This is a genomic window from uncultured Bacillus sp., assembly GCF_958411575.1.
Classification (GTDB): Bacteria; Bacillota; Bacilli; order Bacillales; family Bacillaceae; genus Bacillus; species Bacillus spizizenii.
Window position 1 is genome coordinate 323,873 of record NZ_CATYRA010000003.1, and the last position, 20,406, is coordinate 344,278.

At 45.4% G+C, this 20,406-nt stretch carries 17 protein-coding genes; 1 reads left to right on the forward strand and 16 read right to left on the reverse strand.

Going from position 1 to position 20,406, the window contains the following annotated elements; translation table 11 throughout:
- Positions 1-8: 8 nt before the first annotated feature.
- From yhdA to Q5C82_RS07480, 14 genes are all read right to left on the reverse strand, one after another.
- Positions 9-533, reverse strand: coding sequence for an FMN-dependent NADPH-azoreductase (gene yhdA / locus Q5C82_RS07415; RefSeq protein WP_003224137.1), 525 nt, complete (start codon positions 531-533; stop codon positions 9-11).
- On the reverse strand, positions 530-1,177 hold the full coding sequence (locus tag Q5C82_RS07420) for a response regulator transcription factor (protein WP_013307947.1): 648 nt from the start codon (positions 1,175-1,177) through the stop codon (positions 530-532). Before Q5C82_RS07420 ends, yhdA begins: the two co-directional genes overlap by 4 nt.
- Positions 1,174-2,316 (reverse strand): GAF domain-containing sensor histidine kinase, encoded by a 1,143-nt coding sequence (locus Q5C82_RS07425; RefSeq protein WP_003224131.1) that lies wholly within the window; start codon positions 2,314-2,316, stop codon positions 1,174-1,176. Before Q5C82_RS07425 ends, Q5C82_RS07420 begins: the two co-directional genes overlap by 4 nt.
- A gap of 151 nt (positions 2,317-2,467) precedes the next feature.
- Positions 2,468-4,213 carry a phosphoglucomutase gene (pgcA, locus tag Q5C82_RS07430; RefSeq protein WP_003224130.1) on the reverse strand — a complete coding sequence of 582 codons (1,746 nt, stop codon included), beginning with the start codon at positions 4,211-4,213 and terminating at the stop codon, positions 2,468-2,470.
- Between the two features lie 132 nt (positions 4,214-4,345).
- Complete coding sequence (glpD, locus tag Q5C82_RS07435; RefSeq protein WP_079996319.1) at positions 4,346-6,013, reverse strand: glycerol-3-phosphate dehydrogenase; 1,668 nt, start codon at positions 6,011-6,013, stop codon at positions 4,346-4,348.
- Between the two features lie 141 nt (positions 6,014-6,154).
- The gene (glpK, locus tag Q5C82_RS07440) at positions 6,155-7,645 is read right to left on the reverse strand and encodes a glycerol kinase GlpK (protein WP_003224126.1); all 1,491 of its coding nucleotides are present in this window, start codon (positions 7,643-7,645) and stop codon (positions 6,155-6,157) included.
- A gap of 18 nt (positions 7,646-7,663) precedes the next feature.
- On the reverse strand, positions 7,664-8,488 hold the full coding sequence (gene glpF, locus Q5C82_RS07445) for a glycerol uptake facilitator protein GlpF (protein WP_003224124.1): 825 nt from the start codon (positions 8,486-8,488) through the stop codon (positions 7,664-7,666).
- A 192-nt stretch (positions 8,489-8,680) separates the two neighbouring features.
- Positions 8,681-9,235: a glycerol uptake operon antiterminator GlpP gene (gene glpP, locus Q5C82_RS07450; RefSeq protein ID WP_003224122.1), complete on the reverse strand. Its 555-nt coding sequence runs from the start codon at positions 9,233-9,235 to the stop codon at positions 8,681-8,683.
- 30 nt (positions 9,236-9,265) lie between these two features.
- Complete coding sequence (locus Q5C82_RS07455) at positions 9,266-10,618, reverse strand: aspartate aminotransferase family protein (RefSeq protein WP_079996528.1); 1,353 nt, start codon at positions 10,616-10,618, stop codon at positions 9,266-9,268.
- 144 nt (positions 10,619-10,762) lie between these two features.
- A complete protein-coding gene (locus Q5C82_RS07460; protein WP_003224117.1) occupies positions 10,763-11,677 on the reverse strand; it encodes an AEC family transporter in 915 nt (304 codons plus the stop codon).
- Between the two features lie 111 nt (positions 11,678-11,788).
- Complete coding sequence (locus Q5C82_RS07465) at positions 11,789-13,330, reverse strand: bifunctional GNAT family N-acetyltransferase/carbon-nitrogen hydrolase family protein (protein ID WP_003224115.1); 1,542 nt, start codon at positions 13,328-13,330, stop codon at positions 11,789-11,791.
- A gap of 15 nt (positions 13,331-13,345) precedes the next feature.
- Positions 13,346-14,008, reverse strand: coding sequence for an HAD family hydrolase (locus Q5C82_RS07470; protein WP_003224113.1), 663 nt, complete (start codon positions 14,006-14,008; stop codon positions 13,346-13,348).
- Between the two features lie 125 nt (positions 14,009-14,133).
- Positions 14,134-14,556: a CBS domain-containing protein gene (locus Q5C82_RS07475; protein ID WP_003224111.1), complete on the reverse strand. Its 423-nt coding sequence runs from the start codon at positions 14,554-14,556 to the stop codon at positions 14,134-14,136.
- Between the two features lie 136 nt (positions 14,557-14,692).
- Positions 14,693-15,088, reverse strand: a complete 396-nt coding sequence (locus Q5C82_RS07480) for a YhcU family protein (protein ID WP_003224108.1) — start codon at positions 15,086-15,088, stop codon at positions 14,693-14,695.
- 110 nt (positions 15,089-15,198) lie between these two features.
- On the opposite strand from Q5C82_RS07480, the gene Q5C82_RS07485 reads away from it, so the two are divergent.
- On the forward strand, positions 15,199-16,107 hold the full coding sequence (locus Q5C82_RS07485; RefSeq protein ID WP_003224106.1) for an RluA family pseudouridine synthase: 909 nt from the start codon (positions 15,199-15,201) through the stop codon (positions 16,105-16,107).
- 30 nt (positions 16,108-16,137) lie between these two features.
- On the opposite strand, the gene srtA is transcribed toward Q5C82_RS07485, so the two are convergent.
- Positions 16,138-16,734 (reverse strand): sortase SrtA, encoded by a 597-nt coding sequence (gene srtA / locus Q5C82_RS07490; RefSeq protein ID WP_003224104.1) that lies wholly within the window; start codon positions 16,732-16,734, stop codon positions 16,138-16,140.
- A complete protein-coding gene (locus Q5C82_RS07495; protein WP_079996317.1) occupies positions 16,731-20,384 on the reverse strand; it encodes a 5'-nucleotidase C-terminal domain-containing protein in 3,654 nt (1,217 codons plus the stop codon). Before Q5C82_RS07495 ends, srtA begins: the two co-directional genes overlap by 4 nt.
- Positions 20,385-20,406 lie beyond the last annotated feature (22 nt).

Below are 20,406 nucleotides of genomic sequence, written 5' to 3' on the forward strand. Positions count from 1 at the left end.
CCCGGCGTTCAGACGCCGGGATTTCCTGCTTTTGCAAACATGCTGAGTTCTTCGACAAGCTCTTTTATGCTGACCTTTATATTTTCCGTCACTGCAGCATTTTCAATATCAATGTGCACCGGATCAAGCACGAGCTGCTTCGGAATGACATTGGCGTAGACACCCCGCATCACCGTTCTCATATTGTTCAGCGCGTTGATGCCGCCTTTTCCGCCTCCCGCCACTGCCAATAATGCCACGGGCTTATATTTAAATTGTTCGCTGCTTAGATAATCCAGCGCATTTTTTAAAGCGCCGCTCATGCCGCTGTGATATTCAGGAGATATTAAGACAATTGCATCCGCTTTAGTGACGCGCTGCTTAAGCTCCTGTACCTGCAAAAGTTCAGATTGCTCCGCTTCACCGTTAAAAATCGGCAATATAAACTCACTTAGGTCAATTAAATCCGTGTGATACAACGCTGAAATATAGGATGCGGCAATTCTCGTTCTGCCATGTTTTCTAGGCGTACCGTTTATGACTAACATGTTCATTTCGTGATCTCTCCATTCAGGTTATATTTTACTGCGAAAAGCGCTGCTTGCGTGCGGTCGGCCACTTCAAGCTTTGCTAAAAGATTTGACACATGGGTTTTCACTGTTTTTTCTGAAATAAACAAGGCTGCCGCGATTTCTTTATTGCTTTTCCCGTTCGCAATTTCGTTCAGAACGTCCTTTTCCCTGCGTGTTAATTGATAAATTTTTTCTTTTTCCGGATCATGCTGATTTCTCATATGTGTCAGCACATGGGGCATAATAGCTGAAGAAAGCTTGTATTGGCCGTCATGCACTTGTCTTAGTGTTTTCACCAATTCCTCGGGCTCCGTATCCTTTAATTGATACGCCTTTGCACCTGCCTGAAGCGCGGGGATGACGTGCTCCTGATCGGAGTAGCTCGTCAGCACAATGATATTGATCCCTGAAAATTGCTGTACTGCTTTTTTTATGGCTTGAATGCCGTCCATCTCAGGCATAGACAGATCCATCAGCACAAGATCAGGTTTTGTCTCTTCGATGACACGAAGAGCTTCTGCTCCGGTTGCCGCCTCGCCAACAACTTCAATATCACCCTGGGTGGCAAAGAAAAAACGAAGCCCCTTTCTGACAACATGGTGGTCATCCGCAATTACAATTTTCATTGCACTGTCCTTCCTTTCTGATTGGTAAGCGGAAGCCTAATGGACAGCTTTGTCCCCGCTCCAAGTTCTGACTCAATCAAAAACTCCGCTCCGGCTTTTTCCGCCCGTTCTTTCATACCTTTGATGCCGAGTGAAGGCAGACCTTCATGCGCTTCATAGCAAAACCCTGCCCCATGATCGATGATACTCAGCTCCGCATGACATGAAGAAGCGGTCAGACTGACATACGCCGTATCAGTTCCGGCGTGCTTTTTGCAGTTATTTAAAGCTTCCTGAACAACACGCCACAGCATATGCTCCTGCTCATCGGTAAGAATAGGACTTCCTTTTTGTGTAAAAATGACATTCAATCCAATCAGCGCGCCATAACTTTTAATGGCTTCAGAGAGCCCTTTTTCCAATCCTCCGGGGCGAAGCTGCCAAATTAACGCTTTCATTTCTGCAAGCGCGTCCTGTGATAGGTTTTGAATGAATTCAATCATCTGCTGCAAATTCTCATCTTTTGTCAGTGTCTTTGCCGCTCTGGCTGTTAAACTGACGGAAAACAGCATTTGATTGACAGAATCGTGAAGCTCTTGAGCGAGGCGGTTGCGCTCCATTAAAAGAGCATTTTTTTGTTTATATTCAGAAAGCTTCATGCGCTGAATCGCCGTTCCGATCTGAAAGGCGACAGATTCGAGTAAATGCAGCTCTTCCTCATCAAACATGGTTTTTCCGGCCGCCGCTACATTTAACAACCCGAATCTCCTGTCCCCGCCTTCTAAGGGCACAGTTGCATGATGCGTAATCCCTTCTGTGTCAAAACAGTGCAGTTCCTTAGCTGATTCTATGCGCTTGCAGTTCATGATATTAGCCGCCCTTCTAAGCCCTCCGTTATTGAATTTTGTCAGGCAGTAGCACTCCCCTTCGCACATCAGCACTTTTTCCTTACGGCTTAAAGCCGGGGGCAAATAAGCGTCGGCCGCTAACGTATAGGACCCGTCTTCTTCGATCAGAAAAATCCAGCCGGATTGAAGGTTCGTCAGACTCAGCAATTCTTTTAAAACCTCATCCAGTGTTGCTCTGACATCGTGCCCTTGGTTTAAGGTTTCCGCAATCGTTTTCAGCGTTTTTAATTTTTCCATCCTCGTTTTGGTCACGTTTCTCACTCCGGCATTGGTCTTGTTATTTAAGATTATACCAGTTTTTTGTATGTCTCTACTTCGCCCTTGAGGGAGGATTTTCTTTCATACTTTTGGATGAGAAAAAGAAAAAAGCCGGATCATTTCCAATGATCCAGCTATACTCAAATTATTTTGCTGTAGCCTCTACAATGTCATCTACCGTCTTCATTACATCGTCAGAAAGAGCGGCAAGACGCTTTTCACTGTCTTCTAAAGAGGTTCCTTTTACGGCGAAATAGAATTTGACCTTCGGCTCAGTTCCGGAAGGACGAAGGCAGAACCAAGACCCATCTTCCAGGAAGTATTTCAGTACATTTGATTTTGGCAAGTCGATCTCTTCTTCTTTGTTTTCCTTCAGAAGCGTTCGTTTGCTTACAGCGTAATCTTCGGCTGTTACAACCTGTTTGCCAGCCATTTTTTGCGGCGGATTTTGTCTGAAGGAAGCAAGGATCGCTTCAATTTGCTCTGCTCCCTGTTTTCCTTTCAGCGTCAGTGATTTCAGTCCTTCACGGTAAAAACCGTACTCGTTAAAGAGATTGATGAGCGCTTCATACAATGACATCCCTTGTTTTTTATAGAACGCACAAACCTCAACTGCCAAAAGCGCCGCCTGAATAGCGTCCTTGTCGCGGGCAAAATCCCCAATTAAGTAACCGTAACTCTCTTCATAACCGAATTGGAAGGTGTATTGGCCTGATGCCTCGTATTCCTTAATCTTTTCACCGATAAACTTAAAGCCTGTCAGCGTATCAATCGTATCAAGACCGAATGAAGAAGCGACCGCACGCCCGATTTCACTTGTGACAATTGTTTTGAGAACAACGCCATTTTCAGGCAGGATGCCTTGTTTTTTCTTTTCAGAAAGCAAGTAATGAAGCAGCAGAGCACCGGTTTGGTTTCCTGTCAGTACTGTATATTTGCCTTGTTCGTTTTTCACTGCTATACCGAGACGGTCAGCGTCAGGGTCTGTTGCGATAAGAATATCTGCGTTCTGCTCCTCCCCAAGCTTAATGGCATATTCGAATGCCGCATGCTCTTCCGGGTTTGGAGAGGCAACAGTAGAGAAGTTTGGATCCGGCAGTTCCTGTTCTTTGACAACCGTTACATTTTTGTAGCCGAGTGCTTCAAGACCGCGTCTGACCGGTTTATTCGCAGTTCCATGCAGCGGTGTAAAAACAACGTTTACATCTGCTTCTCCGGATAATTCAGGATGAACGGAAATGGACGTCAATTTTTCTGTATAGACTTTATCAATGTCTTCCCCGATGATCTTGATTAAGCCCTTTTCTTTTAACGCATTTTCATCAGCGACTGTGATCGTCAGCTCATTTTCAATCGCGTTTACCTGCTCAATGACGATGTCCGCTTCCTTTGGAGGCAGCTGGCCGCCGTCATCCCCGTATACTTTGTAGCCGTTATATTCAGGCGGGTTATGGCTTGCCGTCACCACAATTCCCCCATAGGCGTTCAGCTGTCTGACAGCGAATGACAGCTCCGGCGTCGGGCGAAGCTCATCAAATACGTATGTTTGGATGCCTTGTGTCGCAAGTGTTTTTGCCGCTTCCATCGCGAACTCCGGCGATTTATGGCGGGAATCATAAGCAATGACAACGCCCCGTTTTTTCGCTTCCTCACCTTGCTGCGAGATGTATGCCGCAAACCCGGCTGATGCTTTGCGCACAGTGTAAATATTCATCCGATTCGTCCCGGCGCCGATTTCGCCGCGCATTCCGCCGGTACCGAATTCAAGGTTTTTATAGAAGCAGTCCTCCAGAGCCTGTTCATTCCCCTCTAATTCAGTGAGGCGCTCTTTCAGTTCCGGATCTAAATTTTCTGTCTGTTTCCAACGTTCATAGCTCTTTCTCCAAGTCATATTCGTCCTCCTATGTATCAGCTTATGCCATTATTTTATATGAAGCGGGTGCCTCTGTCACTTGATAACCTGAGGTCTGGCACTTTCGGCACGTAAAAAGAAATAACGGGCTGAGAGACAGCCCGTTATGATTTATTGTTCGAGCGGTACAACCGCATCGTGTAAAAGCTTGTTGAGGTTTTCTGTATGTTTGTTTTTCGTCTGCTCATCCCATTGGAATCGCTCGCTCATAAAATCAATAACGGCATCTTTATATGTTCTTACCCAATTGATATCAAAAAATAAACGTCCCGTTCTGCGGACAAAGAAGTCAGCAGGTGTTGCAGTCATCTCTTCTTCTATACTGTATTCTGCCTCAGCAAGAATATGAACCGGAATGTGACGTTTCGCGGCCTCATCTTTCAGTGCTTCTACCCGATTAAATACACGCTCTACATTGGAGCCGTATCTGATCGCCAGCTGTTTTGCATCTTTTTCTGATAAACCGGCTGCGATTCCTTCTTTTGTTTTCGTAGTAACGAAGGACATGAGATTTTTCGAACCTCCGACGTGCCCTCCTGAGATTGGCATGTTTTTCGTTTTACATGGACCGAAATCCTTTTCGCCTTCTTCTTTTAAGCGATCACGCACAAGATCGACGATGTGCTCCGCCATTTTTCTGTATCCTGTCAGCTTCCCGCCGGCGATGGTGATCAAACCTGAGTCAGATGTCCAAATCTCGTCTTTCCGTGAAATTTCAGAAGGGTCTTTGCCTTCTTCATGAATCAGCGGACGCAGCCCCGCCCAACTGGATTCAATGTCATTCGCAGTGATATTCAGTTCCGGGAACATGTAATTGATTGAATTGATGACGTAATCACGATCCTCCGTTGTCATTCGCGGATGTTCCAGCGCCTCTTTGTATACGGTGTCTGTTGTTCCCACGTATGTTTTGCCCTCACGAGGAATCGCAAATACCATACGGCCGTCAGGTGTATCGAAATATACTGCCTGTTTCAGCGGAAAGACAGACTGGTCAAATACAAGGTGAATGCCTTTTGTATGCTGCAAATGCTTTCCGTTTTTTGAATGGTCTTTTTCTCTGAGCTGGTCGACCCAAGGGCCTGTCGCATTGACAATTTTTTTCGCGTACACTTTATATTCTTTCTTTGTCAGCATGTCTTCAATTAATACGCCAACTGCTTTGCCTTTTTCATAAAGGAGCTCCTTCACTTTGGAATAATTCACTGGCTCTGCCCCAAATTTGACTGCTTCCTTCATGACCTCGATTGTCAGTCTTGCATCGTCAGTGCGGTATTCCACATAGTAGCCGCCACCTTTTAAGCCGTCTTTTTTCACCAAAGGCTCTTTATGCAGCGTTTCTTTTGCTGAAAGCATGCTTCTGCGTTCTGATTTTTTTACGCCGGCTAAGAAGTCATAAACTCTTAAACCGATAGAGGTTGTGAATGAACCGAATGTGCCGCCTTTATGAAACGGAAGCAGCATCCATTCCGGTGTAGTGACGTGCGGGCCGTTTTCATAGACAATCGCCCGCTCTTTCCCTACCTCAGCAACCATTTTCACTTCAAATTGTTTTAAATAACGCAAGCCGCCATGAACCAATTTGGTTGATCGGCTTGATGTTCCCGCCGCGAAATCTTGCATTTCGCTAAGCGCGACTTTCATTCCCCTTGATGCCGCGTCAAGAGCTGTTCCCGCTCCTGTAATTCCTCCTCCGATAATAAATAGATCATAGTTTTTTTTCGTCATGTCTGTCAGCATGCGATCTCTTTCAAGACTTGAAAATTGTTGTTTCATTATTGCTCCTCCTTGTTGTCACGGTGTGTAAATAGAAAAAGAGACCACAACAGCCAAAGTGCATGCTTACACTTTGGTGCTGTGGTCTCTCCTCATCTCAGGACCGTTCTTATTAACTTGTAACCATTATATCATAGTATGATTTTATTTAAAAGCCATAGCTGCTTTGACGGCTTTTTGCCAGCCTTTATACAGCTCATTTCGTTTTTCTTCTTCTAGTTCAGGTTCAAACCGTTTATCCAGTTTCCACTGGTTCGCGATTTCAGAACGGTCCTTCCAGAATCCCACAGCAATACCTGCCAAATAGGCTGCGCCAAGCGCAGTTGTTTCATTAATTTCCGGTCGCTCCACAGGAACATTCAGAAGATCTCCCTGGAACTGCATCAGGAAATTATTTTTCACAGCCCCTCCGTCTACACGAAGCGTCTTTAATGAAATGTTTGAATCTGCTTCCATTGCGTCAAGCACATCTTTTGTCTGATAAGCCAATGACTCCAGTGTCGCACGAATAAAGTGCTCTTTTGTTGTCCCTCTTGTCAGGCCGAAAACCGAACCGCGCACGTCGCTGTCCCAGTAAGGCGTTCCCAATCCGACAAATGCCGGAACAACATATACGCCGTCAGTTGAATCCACTTTCTCTGCATAAGATTCACTAAGCGAAGAATCTTGGAACATTCTCAATCCGTCTCTCAGCCATTGGATGGCAGAGCCTGCGACAAAAATGCTTCCTTCTAACGCATAGTCAACTTTTCCGTCAATGCCCCAAGCGATTGTTGTCAAAAGCCCGTGTTCGGACTTAATTGCTTTTTCCCCTGTATTCATCAGCATGAAACATCCAGTGCCGTATGTGTTTTTCCCCATGCCTTCTTCAAAGCACGCCTGGCCGAACAATGCGGACTGCTGGTCGCCTGCCGCTCCCGCAATCGGGATATTTTTTCCGAAGAAGTGATAATCAACAGTTTCCGCATACACATGGGAAGACGGCTTCACTTCAGGCAGCATAGATTTCGGAACGCCTAGAATGTCGAGCAGTTCTTCGTCCCATTTTAAATCGTAAATATTAAACATCAGCGTTCTGGAGGCATTGGAGTAATCGGTCACATGCGCTTTTCCGCCTGACATTTTCCAAATGAGCCATGTATCAATCGTTCCAAACAGCAGCTCGCCTTTTTCCGCTTTTTCTCTTGCGCCTTCTACATTGTCTAAAATCCACTTCACCTTCGTGCCAGAAAAGTATGGATCGATTAAAAGCCCAGTTTTTTCTCTGAATTTATCATTATATCCTTTTTCACGAAGTTCCTCACAAATGCCGGACGTCTGTCTGGACTGCCAAACGATCGCATTATACACAGGCTTTCCTGTATCCTTATCCCACACAACCGTCGTCTCACGCTGGTTCGTGATGCCGATACCGGCAATTTGAGAAGCGCTGATTCCCGATTCAGAAATGACTGAAGCAATACAAGCGAGCACCGATCCCCAAATTTCATTTGCATTATGCTCAACCCATCCTGGATGCGGGAAGTATTGTGTAAATTCCTTTTGAGCGGAGTGAACGATTTTGCCTTCTTTATTAAACAGAATCGCTCTTGAACTTGTTGTCCCTTGATCTAAGGATAAAATGTAAGTTTCCATATGATGTCTCCCCTTTGCCTAAATATATTTTGAATTTGATAGTGTTTTAGCTGCATGTTTTTTCGTATAGCTATAGAGTCCTAACAATACCACAACCAATACAACGCTTACAATCCAGAAACTGCTTGTGATCTGCCCCTGAAACGCGGCGTTGTAAAATACACCGCCGAATGATCCGCCCAAAATCGGGCCGGCAACAGGAACCCATGCGTACTTCCAGTTTGATGATCCTTTCCCCGGTATCGGCAGAAGTGCGTGGGCAATCCTCGGTCCTAAGTCGCGGGCGGGATTAATTGCATATCCCGTGGTTCCTCCAAGAGAAATACCGATAGCAACAATGAGAAAACCGACGATTAAAGGGTTAAGTCCCTCTGTAAACTCATTTGCCCCAATGGCCAAGATTCCAAGCACAAGGACAAATGTCCCGATCACTTCACTTAAAACGTTTGCAAACGTATGCGGAATGCTGGGCCCGGTTGAGAAAACACCCAGTTTGGCAGCGGGATCATCCGTTGACTTCCAATGCGGCAGGTAATGCAGATAGATAATCACCGCACCGATTATTGCTCCAATCATTTGCGCCGCAATGTAAACCGGAACCTCTTTCCACGGAAAATCACCAACAAAAGCAAATGCTATCGTTAACGCGGGATTAAGATGGGCGCCGCTGATGCCGCCGACCGCATAAGCGGCCATTGCCACACCCAATCCCCATCCAAATACAACAACAATCCAGCCAGATTGATATGAAAGCGATTTCTTTAAATTGACTCCTGCACAAACACCTGCACCAAAAATGACAAGCAGCATCGTACCGATTAGTTCTCCCCAAAATGCTGTCATAGATAATTCCTCCTAAGGTTGCGATTAAGAAGTATGATAGGGAATAAAAAAACCACAACAAACCGCTTTACGGGTGCATAACCTTTACCGTAAAGAGCTGCTGTGGGTCTCCGGATTCTCCATCACATTGTATTAACCTAGTGCAATTGTATCAGTGGATGAAAGCGGTGTCAATCATTTTCCGTTCAAAAATTATTCATATTTCTTCCACAATTTGGTATTAGATGTTGTAACAGCTACAGCCCCCGCTTTCAAGGCCTGTTCTACATCCTCTTCCGTACGGATGAAACCGCCAGCAAAGATGGGAATCCCCGTTTTCTCTTTAATTTCTTTAATGAGTGATGGGACGATGCCGGGCAGCACTTCAATAAAGTCAGGCTTATGCTTGCCGACAAACTCCATGCTTTTCTCCATCGCGCTTGTATCAAGCAGAAACAGGCGCTGAATCGCATAAATTTTCTTCTGCTTCGCTTTGGCAATCACGTTCGATCTTGTGGAAATAATCCCAGCGGGCTTGATGTCCTGGCAAATAAACTCCGCTCCGTATTCGTCATGCTTGATCCCTTGAATGAGATCGACGTGTACCATCATGTTCTTTCCGTGCTTTTGCGCTTCTCTGATCACGCCCTTTAGCTGGCCGAGATGAATATCAAGAATAACACCGTAGGAAAATGAACTGTTCAAAAACTCATCAAACTGCTTCATATTGCGAATAGCCGGTAAAATGGGCTGGTTGTGAAAACTCATCGTGTGCTCCTTTAACAAATCACTTTTATATTAAATGGTCTGAAAGCTATCTTTCACCGTTTTCACGATAAAGGAAAGGTCCTCTTCTGTCAGGCAAAATGGCGGCGCGAGCTGGATGACGTTGTTGTAGCCGGCGACTGTATCGCCGTTTTTGCCGATGATCAGCCCTTTTTCTTTGCACGCCGCAACCACTTGGTTTACTTTATCGGCATCAGCCGGCTCTTTTGTCAATTTATCTTTGACGAGCTCGATTCCGATCAGCAGCCCTTTTCCTCTAACATCTCCGACTGCCGGGTGTTCTCTTAAAGCCTGGAGCTCACCCAAAAGCGTTGCCCCAAGGTCGCGGGATCGCTGAATCAGCTGTTCGTCCTCCATAATTTGCAGGTTTTTCAACGCCAATGCACAGGCAGCCGGGCTTCCGCCGAACGTGTTCACGTGGCGGAAACGGTCATAGGGAGCTTCACCTTGATACGCTTCGAAAATGTCCCGTTTAACAGCAGTCGCTGACAATGGCAAATACGCACTGGTGATTCCCTTTGCCATCGTAATGATATCAGGCTTCACGCCATAATGCATAAATCCGAACGGCTCGCCTGTCCGTCCGAACCCGCAGATGACTTCATCGCAAATCAAAAGAGCTCCGTGACGGCGGCAAATGTCCTCCACCTTCTTCATATATCCGTCCGGCGGCATTAAGATGCCTCCTCCTGTAATGATGGGCTCCATGATGACCCCGGCAATCGTTTCGCTTAATTCCCATGTCATGATGCGATCAATTTCATTTGCGCTTTCTAGCGTGTCGGCATCCTCAGGATTCCGGTATACATCTGGAGGAGCTGCATGCAGGAACCCCTGGCTTAAAGGCTCATATTTATATTTTCGCTGCGCCTGGCCGGTAGCTGAGAGCGCTCCCAATGTGTTGCCGTGGTATGCTCTGTATCTAGAGATGAATTTATAACGGCTGTGGTCGCCGTTTTGCAGATGGTACTGGCGGGCGATTTTAAAAGCAGTTTCGTTTGCTTCCGATCCGCTGTTGGAAAAAAAGATGACATAATCGCCGCCAAGCCATTCATTCAGCTTTTCCGCCAGTTGAATCGCCGGTGCGTGACTTTGCGTTAACGGGTAGTAAGGCAGCTCCTTTAATTGCTCATAGGCAGCCTCCGCAAGCTCTTTTCTCCCGTAACCAATGTTGACACACCACAAACCGGACATTGCATCCAAATAGCGGCGTCCATCTATGTCGGTCACCCAGGCCCCTTCGGCCTTTTGGGCAATCAGGCTGTCCGCTTGATGCGCTCCCTTCATGGCATGCCACACAAATTGCTCATCTTTTTGCTTTAATCCCTGATTTTGCTGAATGTTTTCCATCCCCATCATCTCCATTTCATTAGCGTTCACTAAAGTGCCAATTCAATTGAAACAGACCTTCTCTTATGTGATGTCTTGGTGATGATTTCCCTGCCTTCAATATAAAGCCAGATGGGGTTAGAGTCAATAAACCCCGGAAATAATAAAACTTCCTCTTTCTCAAGAAGAAAGAGGATGCAGCATCCAAAGCAGAACAGGCAAGGTGACAATACTCAGCATCGTGCTGATAAAGGTTGCGCTCGAAACGATTTCCGGCCTTGTATTAAACTGGACAGCCATTAAAGTCGTATTGGCAGCAGTCGGCATGGCGGCGACGAGAATCATGATTTGTTTTGTCATATCATCCATCGGCAAGATAAACGTGAAGCCAAGTGCAATTACCGGAGATACCATCAGCTTCAAAAGCAATGAATAAGAAATTTTCCTGTATTCAATATGCTTAAAAGATATCAGTGCAAGCTGCATGCCAAGGATGATCATAATCGTCGGAATGGCCGCATTTCCGACCAGTTCAACACCCGTCATTACCTCTTTAGGAATTGATATACGCATAAGCTGAAGTATTGCGCCTAAAAGTGCCCCGTACGCAACTGGCATACGGATGACCCGGGCCATGACCATTTTAAATCCGCCTACCTCCGAACCTCCTTTTGCCGCATAATACATGCCAATCGTGCTCATAATTAACTGCTGCAGCACCATTAACACAACGGCCGTGTCCAGCCCGGCTGTCCCAAACACCAGCAGAACAACAGGCGTTCCGTAATTGCCGTTATTCATAAAAGCGGATGACAGGATCATGGCACAGCGATCTTGATTCGGGTACTTATGATAGAAAGATAAAAAGTAGACAAATAGAACAAGAATCAAGCAAAGCCCCAGCACAAAAATAGAAAGATAGACATAATCCATCGTCAGCTTATTCGTATAAAACGTATCAAACGCCAGAAAAGGAGACATTAAGTATAAAGACATTTTGGACAGTGTTTGAATATCAAAGCCGAGCGTTTTCTGTCCGATATAACCAATTGCGAAAATTCCGAAAACAGGAACTAAAACAAACAGAAACTCCATAAAGGCACCTTCTATCCCAATATACAATTTACTTTTATTTTAAAGAAAGCGCATAATCGTTTCAATTCCGTATTCGCTGAAAAAACCCGCCAATTCAGGCGGGTTCCGGGATTATTTTTTATATTGAATATGATAAACATCACGCCGTCTGTCTTTTAGCTGGCGCACTGTACCGTTTTGGCGCTGTCTTCTGAGAATTTCCAGGTCAACATCGCCGATGACGACCATTTCGATATTTGGATTTGTTTCACCGACAATGCCGTCTCTGGCGAATTCAAAATCAGATGGTGCGAAGATGCCTGACTGAGCGTATTGGATATCCATATTTTCCGTTTGCGGAAGGTTTCCAACCGTTCCGGAGATGACCGTATAAACTTGATTTTCAACCGCTCGGGCCTGCGAACAGTATCTGACACGAAGATAGCCTTGGCGGTCTTCTGTACAAAACGGCGTAAAAATGATTTTTGCGCCTTTATCCGCCGCAATCCGGGCGAGCTCAGGAAATTCAATGTCATAACAGATTTGAATCGCGATTTTTCCGCAGTCCGTATCAAACACGCGAACCTGGTCTCCGGCGCTGATTCCCCACCATTTGCGTTCATTCGGCGTAATATGGAGTTTATATTGCTTCTCGATCGTTCCGTCCCGTCTGAACAGGTAAGCGATATTATAAATCTTGCCCTCTTCTTCAACGAAATGAGATCCGCCGATAATGTTGACGTTGTACTTCACGGCCAAATCAGTAAATAGGCTGATGTAATCTTCCGTATACTCGGTAATTCTCTGTACCGCCAAGCTCGGTGACCGTTCCTCAAGGAAAGACATGAGCTGGGTTGTGAAAATTTCCGGGAACACCGCAAAATCAGATCTCGCGTCAGAAGCGACATCGACGTAGTATTCTACTTGATTCGCAAATTCCTCAAAGGAATAAATTTTCTTCATTTCATATTGGATCACACAGATTCTCACAGGGAACGCCGATTTATAATAACGTTTTGTCTGCTGCGGAAGATAATCGACATTGTTCCATTCCATCAGCGTCGCATACTTGATCGAAGCTGTATCATCCGGGAGATAATTCGGATTAATCCGCATAAGGGTAAAGCCGTTCATCAGTTGAAAAGATAGGACCGGATCGTAAATTTGGTGGCGGGTCACCTGTTCAACATACTCTCTCGCCGTCATTTCCTCTGCATATTTATGATAGTTCGGGATCCGTCCGCCTATGATGATGCTTTTCAGATTTAAGCGTCTGGCCAAGTCCTTTCTCGCCTCGTACAAACGGTGGCCGATCTTCATTCGTCTATACTTCGGATGCACCATGACCTCAATACCGTACATATTCAAGCCGTCCGGATTATGGTTGGTGATATAACCATCATCTGTAATGTCCTGCCACGTATGGCGGTCATCATATTCATCAAAATTAATCAGGAGACTTGAGCACGAACCGATAATTTCACCTTCGAATTCTGCACAAAACTGCCCTTCTGGAAAATGTTCCAGATGGCTGATTAAATGCTCCCGCTTCCAAGGCTCCATTCCCGGAAAGCAGTCCTTTTGAAGATCGATAATCTTGTCAATGTCTTTCTCTTCGATATTGCGAATGACCATTTTCTTTTCAAAACGGGTCAAATCTAATTTCTCAGACAATCTACTCGCTCCTCTCTAGTGTTGTTTATTCAGATGATCAAGCAATAGGGCGAGTTCCATCTCCGCCATTGATTCAAGCCTGTGATCATAATCTTCAAACATCAAGGTGCTTGTTACTTTATTCGGGACGATGACACACTTCATGCCCGCTCTTTTCGCAGCAATCGAACCATTGACAGAATCCTCAAACGCGAGACATTCTGATGGTGATACGCCAAGATTCTTTGCCGCCAATAAATACAGTTCAGGATTCGGCTTCACCTCTTCCACGTCATCTGCCGTTTGAATGACCTCAAAATCATCAAACAGGCCGATTTGCTTCAAATGGCCCGATACCCATTTATAATCAGAGCTGGAGGCAAGGCCTACTTTTAAGCCTAAATCCTTTGCCGCATTCAGATACGCCTCGACACCCGGTCTTGCTTTTTCTGTTTCCATGCGTTTCGCAAACCGTTCTCTTCGCAATGTTGTCAGCTCTTCATGGTTCAGCTTTTTGCCGATCTGCTCTTCTAAATATTCAAACGGCCGAAATCCCGCGGCTGTTCCAATAACCTTTCCCCAGACGGATAACGGCAGGACTGAGCCGTGTTCTTCAAATATTTCCTGAAGGACTTCATATTCGTGTGTTTCTGTATCAAGAATCAGTCCGTCAAAATCAAAAATTAACGCTTTAATCACTGCGTACAACTCCTTTAGTCCGAATTGAGACATATGTATACACTCACTATACCCCGAAACATGTCTGCTTTCAAAAAGTAAGGTTTATGTGAAGAAAGAGCCTGCACACCGCAAGCTCTTTCTTATTAATGAATGTTTTGATGAGAAATGTTTGTCAGCGCTTCTCCAGCAGACGCGTTCGACATCTGATTGACTGCCAGGTCTCCAAGCGCAACGATCCCGACTAGATTGTTTTGATCTACAATAGGAAGGCGGCGGATTTGGTGCTGGGCCATCAGCTGTGACGCGTCTTCCAGACTCATATTAGGATTTCCCGATACGAGGTCTGTTGACATCACTTCTGAAACGGGTGTCTGGCCATCTCGGCCCTGAGCTGTAGTTCTTAATGCAATGTCACGGTCAGTCAGCATTCCTTTTAAAACACCTTGCTCTACAACGGGAATCGCCCCGACGTTATGCTGTTTCATGAGAGAAGCCGCTTCCTGAATCGTTTGATTCGGAGAAATGGTTGCCACCTGCGTTGTCATTGTATTTCTTACTGAACTCATTGTCAGCACCCCTTTCAATCATTAGTATGTTCAGACACGTGCCGATTAAAAAGGGAGTTAGAGGAAAGGTTTTATGATATGATTTCTCTGATACAAAAAAGAGCTTTTTGAAAATGAAAAAGCTCTTGCTGCCTGATTATATCAGCCTTCTGTGACCGAAAAAGGCTTTGTTTGTCTTCGTTTGAAAGTCAGAAAAAGCAAACGGAAAATAAATCCCAAAGTCATTCAGCATCTTGCTGTTTTTATCAAAAATCTCCTGATTACTCAAATCATTGTGCGGCGAAGGCTTTGTCAGGATAATATGTATCATTTGCAGACAAGCCATAATTTGAAATGCTTCTTTTAATGTTCCTTGGTAATAATGGTTATTTAAAGACAGAACGCCTTTCTTTTTAAAGCGCTGAATGTCCAGTTCGGAGAAATAAAGAGGAAATACATCATGGATCAGCTCCATTGACAGCTCCTTGATAAAGCTCTCCTGTTCTGCAGTTGCTGCGTTCACAATTCTCACGTCAATCACCTTTCTTGCCATCGAATATCCTAAGTCTTAATCAAGAATAGCACAGAAAAAAACACGAAAGCTAAGGTAAGTGTTTCCTATGAGAAACAGCAGCCTTCTGCTTCGAAAAGGAGCCATTTAACATGAAACAAAAAGGCAGAGGGCTTCAACTCCTCATCAATGAAAAACAAGATGGCCAATGGCTGTTTTCTGTACTGAAAACAGCGCTTAAAGCCTCTAAACCCGTGATTCAAGACTGGATGTCCCATCATCAGGTAAAGGTCAATCACGAATCCGTCCTAAATAATGTTATCGTCAAAAAAGGAGACCGTGTATTCATTGATCTTCAGGAAAGTGAAGAATCCTCCGTCATACCAGAGTATGGAGAGCTTGATATTTTATTTGAGGACAATCATATGCTGATCGTCAATAAGCCTGCGGGCATAGCGACGCATCCAAATGAGGATGGCCAAACCGGCACACTGGCTAATTTGATCGCATACCATTATCAGGTGAATGGGGAAATATGCAAGGTGCGCCACGTCCATCGTCTTGATCAGGATACATCTGGCGCAATCGTTTTTGCGAAGCATCGATTGTCACACGCCATTCTGGATCAGCAGTTAGAGAAAAAGACGCTGAAACGCACGTATACTGCCATCACTGAAGGAAAGTTAAAGACAAAGAAAGGGACAATTGATTCACCGATCGGCAGAGACAGATCTCACCCGACAAGACGCCGGGTTTCACCAAGCGGACAAACAGCTGTCACGCATTTCAAGGTAGTTGCAAGTAATGCGAAAGAGCGGCTGACGCTTGTGGAATTAGAGCTGGAAACAGGCAGAACCCACCAAATTCGTGTTCATATGGCGAGCATCGGCCATCCGCTGATAGGAGATGCGCTCTACGGAGGCGGGAGCAAGCTGCTAAACAGACAGGCGCTGCACGCCAAAAAGGTACAAGCCGTTCACCCGATAACCGGCGAGCTGATTGTTGCCGAAGCGCCTTTCCCAGCTGATATAGAAAACCTGTTCGACACATATTTTTCATGAAAAAAAGCCGCAGGAATTGACTGCGGCTTTTTAAGTGACTCGTTTTCCGTATATAATATAGCGCTTCGGGGCGTTTCCTACATATGAAAACGGATAGCAGGTCGTCAGAACGAGCTCTTCCTTTTCATGCTGGAGCGTAATAATGGATGTGTCATCTTTATCGACAATTTTTGTTTTCACAATTTCATATGTGAAATCTCCATATGACAGGATTATACGAAGCCGGTCCCCCTTTTCCAGCTCTCCCGTCCGGCGAAACACGGTATCCCGATGTCCCGACAGCACAATTTGCCCGTTTTCATCAGGATAATAGCTGTCCTTGTAATGCCCGACACCTTTTTCTAAATCATCTGCATCGGTGCCCTCCACGATCGGAAGCTCTGCGTTGATTTTAGGTATTTCTAAAATGCCGCTCGCTTGGCCGGTCTCAGGCTTAAATGATGCTTTGTTCTCTGTTTGACCTGCGCTTTGTTTCGTGCCCGAAGCTTCCTGCGGCTTTTCAGCCGCCAGTTTTGCTTCTTTTAATGTCTGTTCGGTCTTCATATTCGTATCGATCAATTTAAGGCCCCCATAGCCTGTGATCACAAGACCGACCGCAATGATGACGAGTGGAATAACCTTTTTCACGTTCTGGAGGCGCTCCTTTTTCTTCTGACATATAGATAAGTTCCGGACAGTGTCACCGCCGCACCGATTACCATAAAGTTATAGTAGCCCGCTGATGTATCCGGAAGCTGATGATCAGGCCCTCTTTCTGCAGTATCGTTTTGTAAAGGCAATGTGCTGATCTTGCCGGCAGTGTTAGCATTTTTTTCACCGCTCGGCATTTCACCTAATCTCAAAATGTCTGAAGGCGTCAGCTGATGAACTGGCACAGTACTTGGAGTTTCTTTTATATCAGTCTGGCCTTCTCCAGGCTCTGGGTCCTCTTTGAACGGCTGCTCCGTGCCGGGGTCACCTCCCGGCTCTTCCGTAACTGGGTCGTCTGTTACAGGGTCTTCAATGTCACTCGCTTCAGCAAGCTTAATTCTTCCCTCTTTTGTATAAGCAATTGGCTCATCAAAGCCCTTCACATAAGCAACTGTTGCTTCCAAATCCTCAGGACCTGTCACCGGATTTTTCCCAAGCAGTCCGATTGGCTGATATTTGGTTCCTGTCGCCGTCGCCATAAAATTGTTGACGGTTAATGTATATGTGGCATCAGGCTGAATCTCGGTTCCATCTGCCAATTTTATATCGACAGCTTTTCCGGTTTCTTTGTCCCACGTATATGTAAACCCGCTGATGCTATAGTCAGGACCAAAAACCGGCGAGATTTGCGCATTGATAATCTCCCTTAAATCTTTTCCTTTAATCTTAAGCTTCGTTAACACATTTCTGAACGGCTGGATGTTGTAAAGATCTCCCCACGTAATGGGTCCCTTCTTCAGTGCTTCACGTATTCCGCCGCCATTCATAAGAGCAAAATCCGTTTTCATGGCCGCTCGCATGCCATCCGCAATCAGGTTTCCAAGAGGCGTATCACCGTCATTCGAATACCCCCCTTCCATATCAACAGCCGCTTCGCCGACAACCTCGCTGATAATCGGCTCAGCAAGTGTTTGGTATTTCTTTAAAATGGCTGACGCGCTGGCATCCGGTTCTATTTTACTTTGATCGACATATACGATGTCCGCTGACTTTTTGACAATGTCTTTGGTCGTTTTATCGAGCTCTACATCAACAACACCTATCGCTTTTCCATATTCAAACGCCTGAACAATCAGTTTTCCATTCACTTCACCGTTAACAACCTTATGATTATGCGCTGCAAAAATGACATCTATTTCGGAATCTGTTTTGTTTGCAAGATCAGCAGATTCACCGGTAATTGCGGCACCATTTTGTTCGGCTGACATATGCGCGAGAACCGCGATGGCCTTCACGCCTTTTTTCTTCAGCTCTTCGGCCGCCTTATTCACCGCTGTTACTTCATCTGTAAACTCGATATTTTTTATTCCGTCTGGCATGACCATGCCCGCGGCCGACTGTGTGACAACCCCTATAAAAGCAACGGGTATGCCCTCCACATTTATGATGTCATATGCCGGCAAAAAGGGCTCTCCTGTAGATTTCATTTTACAATTGGCGCATACAAGGGGGAAGTTCTGTCCATCATATCCGCTCGTGCCTTTCGGGTGATCTCCGCCATTTAATATCCTCAGCAGTTCATCCGTACCTTCATCAAACTCGTGGTTGCCGACAGTTCCGACATCAAATCCGATGTCCTCCATCAGTTCTACAGTCGGTTCATCTTGAAGAAGAGATGAAACTGGAGAGCTGCCTCCGATCATATCTCCCGCGTGCACAATCAGCGTGTTTTTCTTTTCGGCCTTTTTCTCTTTCAAATAGGCGGCGGCATAGTCCATGCGTCCAAATGTGCCGTCTGCAGTTCCGTTTCCATCGAGATCAAGCTCATATTGCTGATCGATCTTGCCATGCAAATCATTCATGCTGAGAATTCGAAGCGGCACATTTTCTTGAGGTGCCGTTTGACTCTTTTTATATCCTGCGTTCTCCGCTTCACTTGCTGAGGCAAAGAAAATTCTGTTTTCCACAGCTACCTGCTTCCAGTCAGCCGGCTGCACATACGTTTTATTTGATGAATCTCCCACATATCTTGTCAGGCCTTTTCCCTGCTCTCTGGCTCTAAATTCAAACGGCATTTCCAAGAGGGGATCGTCTTCATTCCAAATTCCTTTTTGCTCTTTTTTCGCAGCAGCTACGGCAGTTTGAAACTGCTGATAATCCTCTTCATTGTCAACTGGCCAAATAAAATACGTCGGAGCATAGCCATTTTTCACAAGCTCTAAATTCACGTTTGAACCCGATTCGGTTATGACCTGCCCAAGAAGCCTGCCATAGTTGTCCTTGGCTTCACTTCCGACCTTGACAGTAATTTTATCCCCTGGGGACAAAACCGTTTTTAGATAGTCAGATGCTTTTTTGCCAAATCGTAATTGATTTTCGTCTGCTTCATTTTTGGGTGTGTGATACGTTTCAGGTGTATCTACATTTACAAACCTGATTTTTGTCGTTCCAAGTACTGGAGTTTTAAGATGGATGGTATCGCCGTCAACAACCCGGTCAACAATACCTTCATATTCACCCTCCGCAGACGGAGGTGAGGGCTGTTCTTCAAGCAGCTTCAGGTCAGACGATTTTCGCGGTAGCAGCTGAAACGATTGGTATCTGCTTAACACACCGGTGAATTCATACCATTTGCCCTCATCAAGTTCATCTATCACCCCTGTTTCATTCATAACCCGGAGCGTCATCGCATGATGGACTTCATCAACCATCGTTACATTGTAACCGCCGCCGGCAGGAGAATTTGGAATTGAGGAAACAAATGCTTTTAGTGTCACAAGGCGGCCTTCAAACTGATCACCAAGACTGCTGTTCATCAGTTCATTTATTGTTAAATGTTTAGGAGCAGGGATAGATTGGTTTGTCTGGTTGATTTTAATGCCTGATGAGTTTGGAACGATTTCTGTCAGCCCTTGGTATGTTGTGATTTTCCCTGTTACCGTGATATCCATGCCTTCTTTTAATTCGGGAAATGGTTTAGGGGAAGGCGAATAAATGTTAATGCCTCCGGTTTCATCCTGCATAAAGGTCGACAGCTTTCCGCCTCCGATTGCACCTTGATCAGCAGTGACGATCCCTTTTATCGTTACTTCTTCATTCAGCCGCCCCCGCGCTTCATTTATTGTGACTGGCTGTTCAGCCGGCGGAGTTTTCGTATCATCAGTTAATTCCATCGACTGAACGTTCTTAAGTCCTGTCGTGTTAAAGTAATCTTCAAGCTTTCCTTGAACAGTTATCTTTTTTCCGAAAAGAAGCGGATTGGTTTGCAGCCCAAATTGGCTTCTGAAGGCGGAGGGGATTTGTACAGGAAGGATGTGATCGGACAATGTCTCGTTTTTACTGTCTGCCAACGCGACATTATAATCATTTGAAAAAGGGCTTGTCAGCTTATAGTGCTGCGGGGAAACAGCCTGGCCGACAGCATATCCTTCAACAAGCGCCTGTCCTTCTTTTTGCTGTATCGCCTTATCAACCGATATCGGCTGTTGCGGTTCAGCTGCCTTTACAGCTTCGCACGTGTACATCACATTCAGGAACATCAATGCCGTGATCAACACAATATGCAGAATACGCCTCATCATTTTTCCTCCCTTAAGATACACATTATGACAACGACTTTGTCTGCTTATCATTTCGACAGACAGCATATAATTCCTTTCAGGCATCTGC

What these genes read in the sequence shown, in the direction of transcription:
- glpF (WP_003224124.1), bottom strand. Translation starts at nt 8,488, where the DNA reads ATGACAGCATTTTGGGGAGAACTAATCGGTACGATGCTGCTTGTCATT.
- Q5C82_RS07475 (WP_003224111.1), bottom strand. Translation starts at nt 14,556, where the DNA reads ATGAGTTCAGTAAGAAATACAATGACAACGCAGGTGGCAACCATTTCT.
- pgcA (WP_003224130.1), bottom strand. Translation starts at nt 4,213, where the DNA reads ATGACTTGGAGAAAGAGCTATGAACGTTGGAAACAGACAGAAAATTTA.
- Q5C82_RS07460 (WP_003224117.1), bottom strand. Translation starts at nt 11,677, where the DNA reads ATGGAGTTTCTGTTTGTTTTAGTTCCTGTTTTCGGAATTTTCGCAATT.
- Q5C82_RS07455 (WP_079996528.1), bottom strand. Translation starts at nt 10,618, where the DNA reads ATGGAGATGATGGGGATGGAAAACATTCAGCAAAATCAGGGATTAAAG.
- yhdA (WP_003224137.1), bottom strand. Translation starts at nt 533, where the DNA reads ATGAACATGTTAGTCATAAACGGTACGCCTAGAAAACATGGCAGAACG.
- Q5C82_RS07420 (WP_013307947.1), bottom strand. Translation starts at nt 1,177, where the DNA reads ATGAAAATTGTAATTGCGGATGACCACCATGTTGTCAGAAAGGGGCTT.
- Q5C82_RS07495 (WP_079996317.1), bottom strand. Translation starts at nt 20,384, where the DNA reads ATGCTGTCTGTCGAAATGATAAGCAGACAAAGTCGTTGTCATAATGTG.
- glpP (WP_003224122.1), bottom strand. Translation starts at nt 9,235, where the DNA reads ATGAGTTTTCACAACCAGCCCATTTTACCGGCTATTCGCAATATGAAG.
- Q5C82_RS07480 (WP_003224108.1), bottom strand. Translation starts at nt 15,088, where the DNA reads ATGGCAAGAAAGGTGATTGACGTGAGAATTGTGAACGCAGCAACTGCA.
- glpK (WP_003224126.1), bottom strand. Translation starts at nt 7,645, where the DNA reads ATGGAAACTTACATTTTATCCTTAGATCAAGGGACAACAAGTTCAAGA.
- Q5C82_RS07485 (WP_003224106.1), top strand. Translation starts at nt 15,199, where the DNA reads ATGAAACAAAAAGGCAGAGGGCTTCAACTCCTCATCAATGAAAAACAA.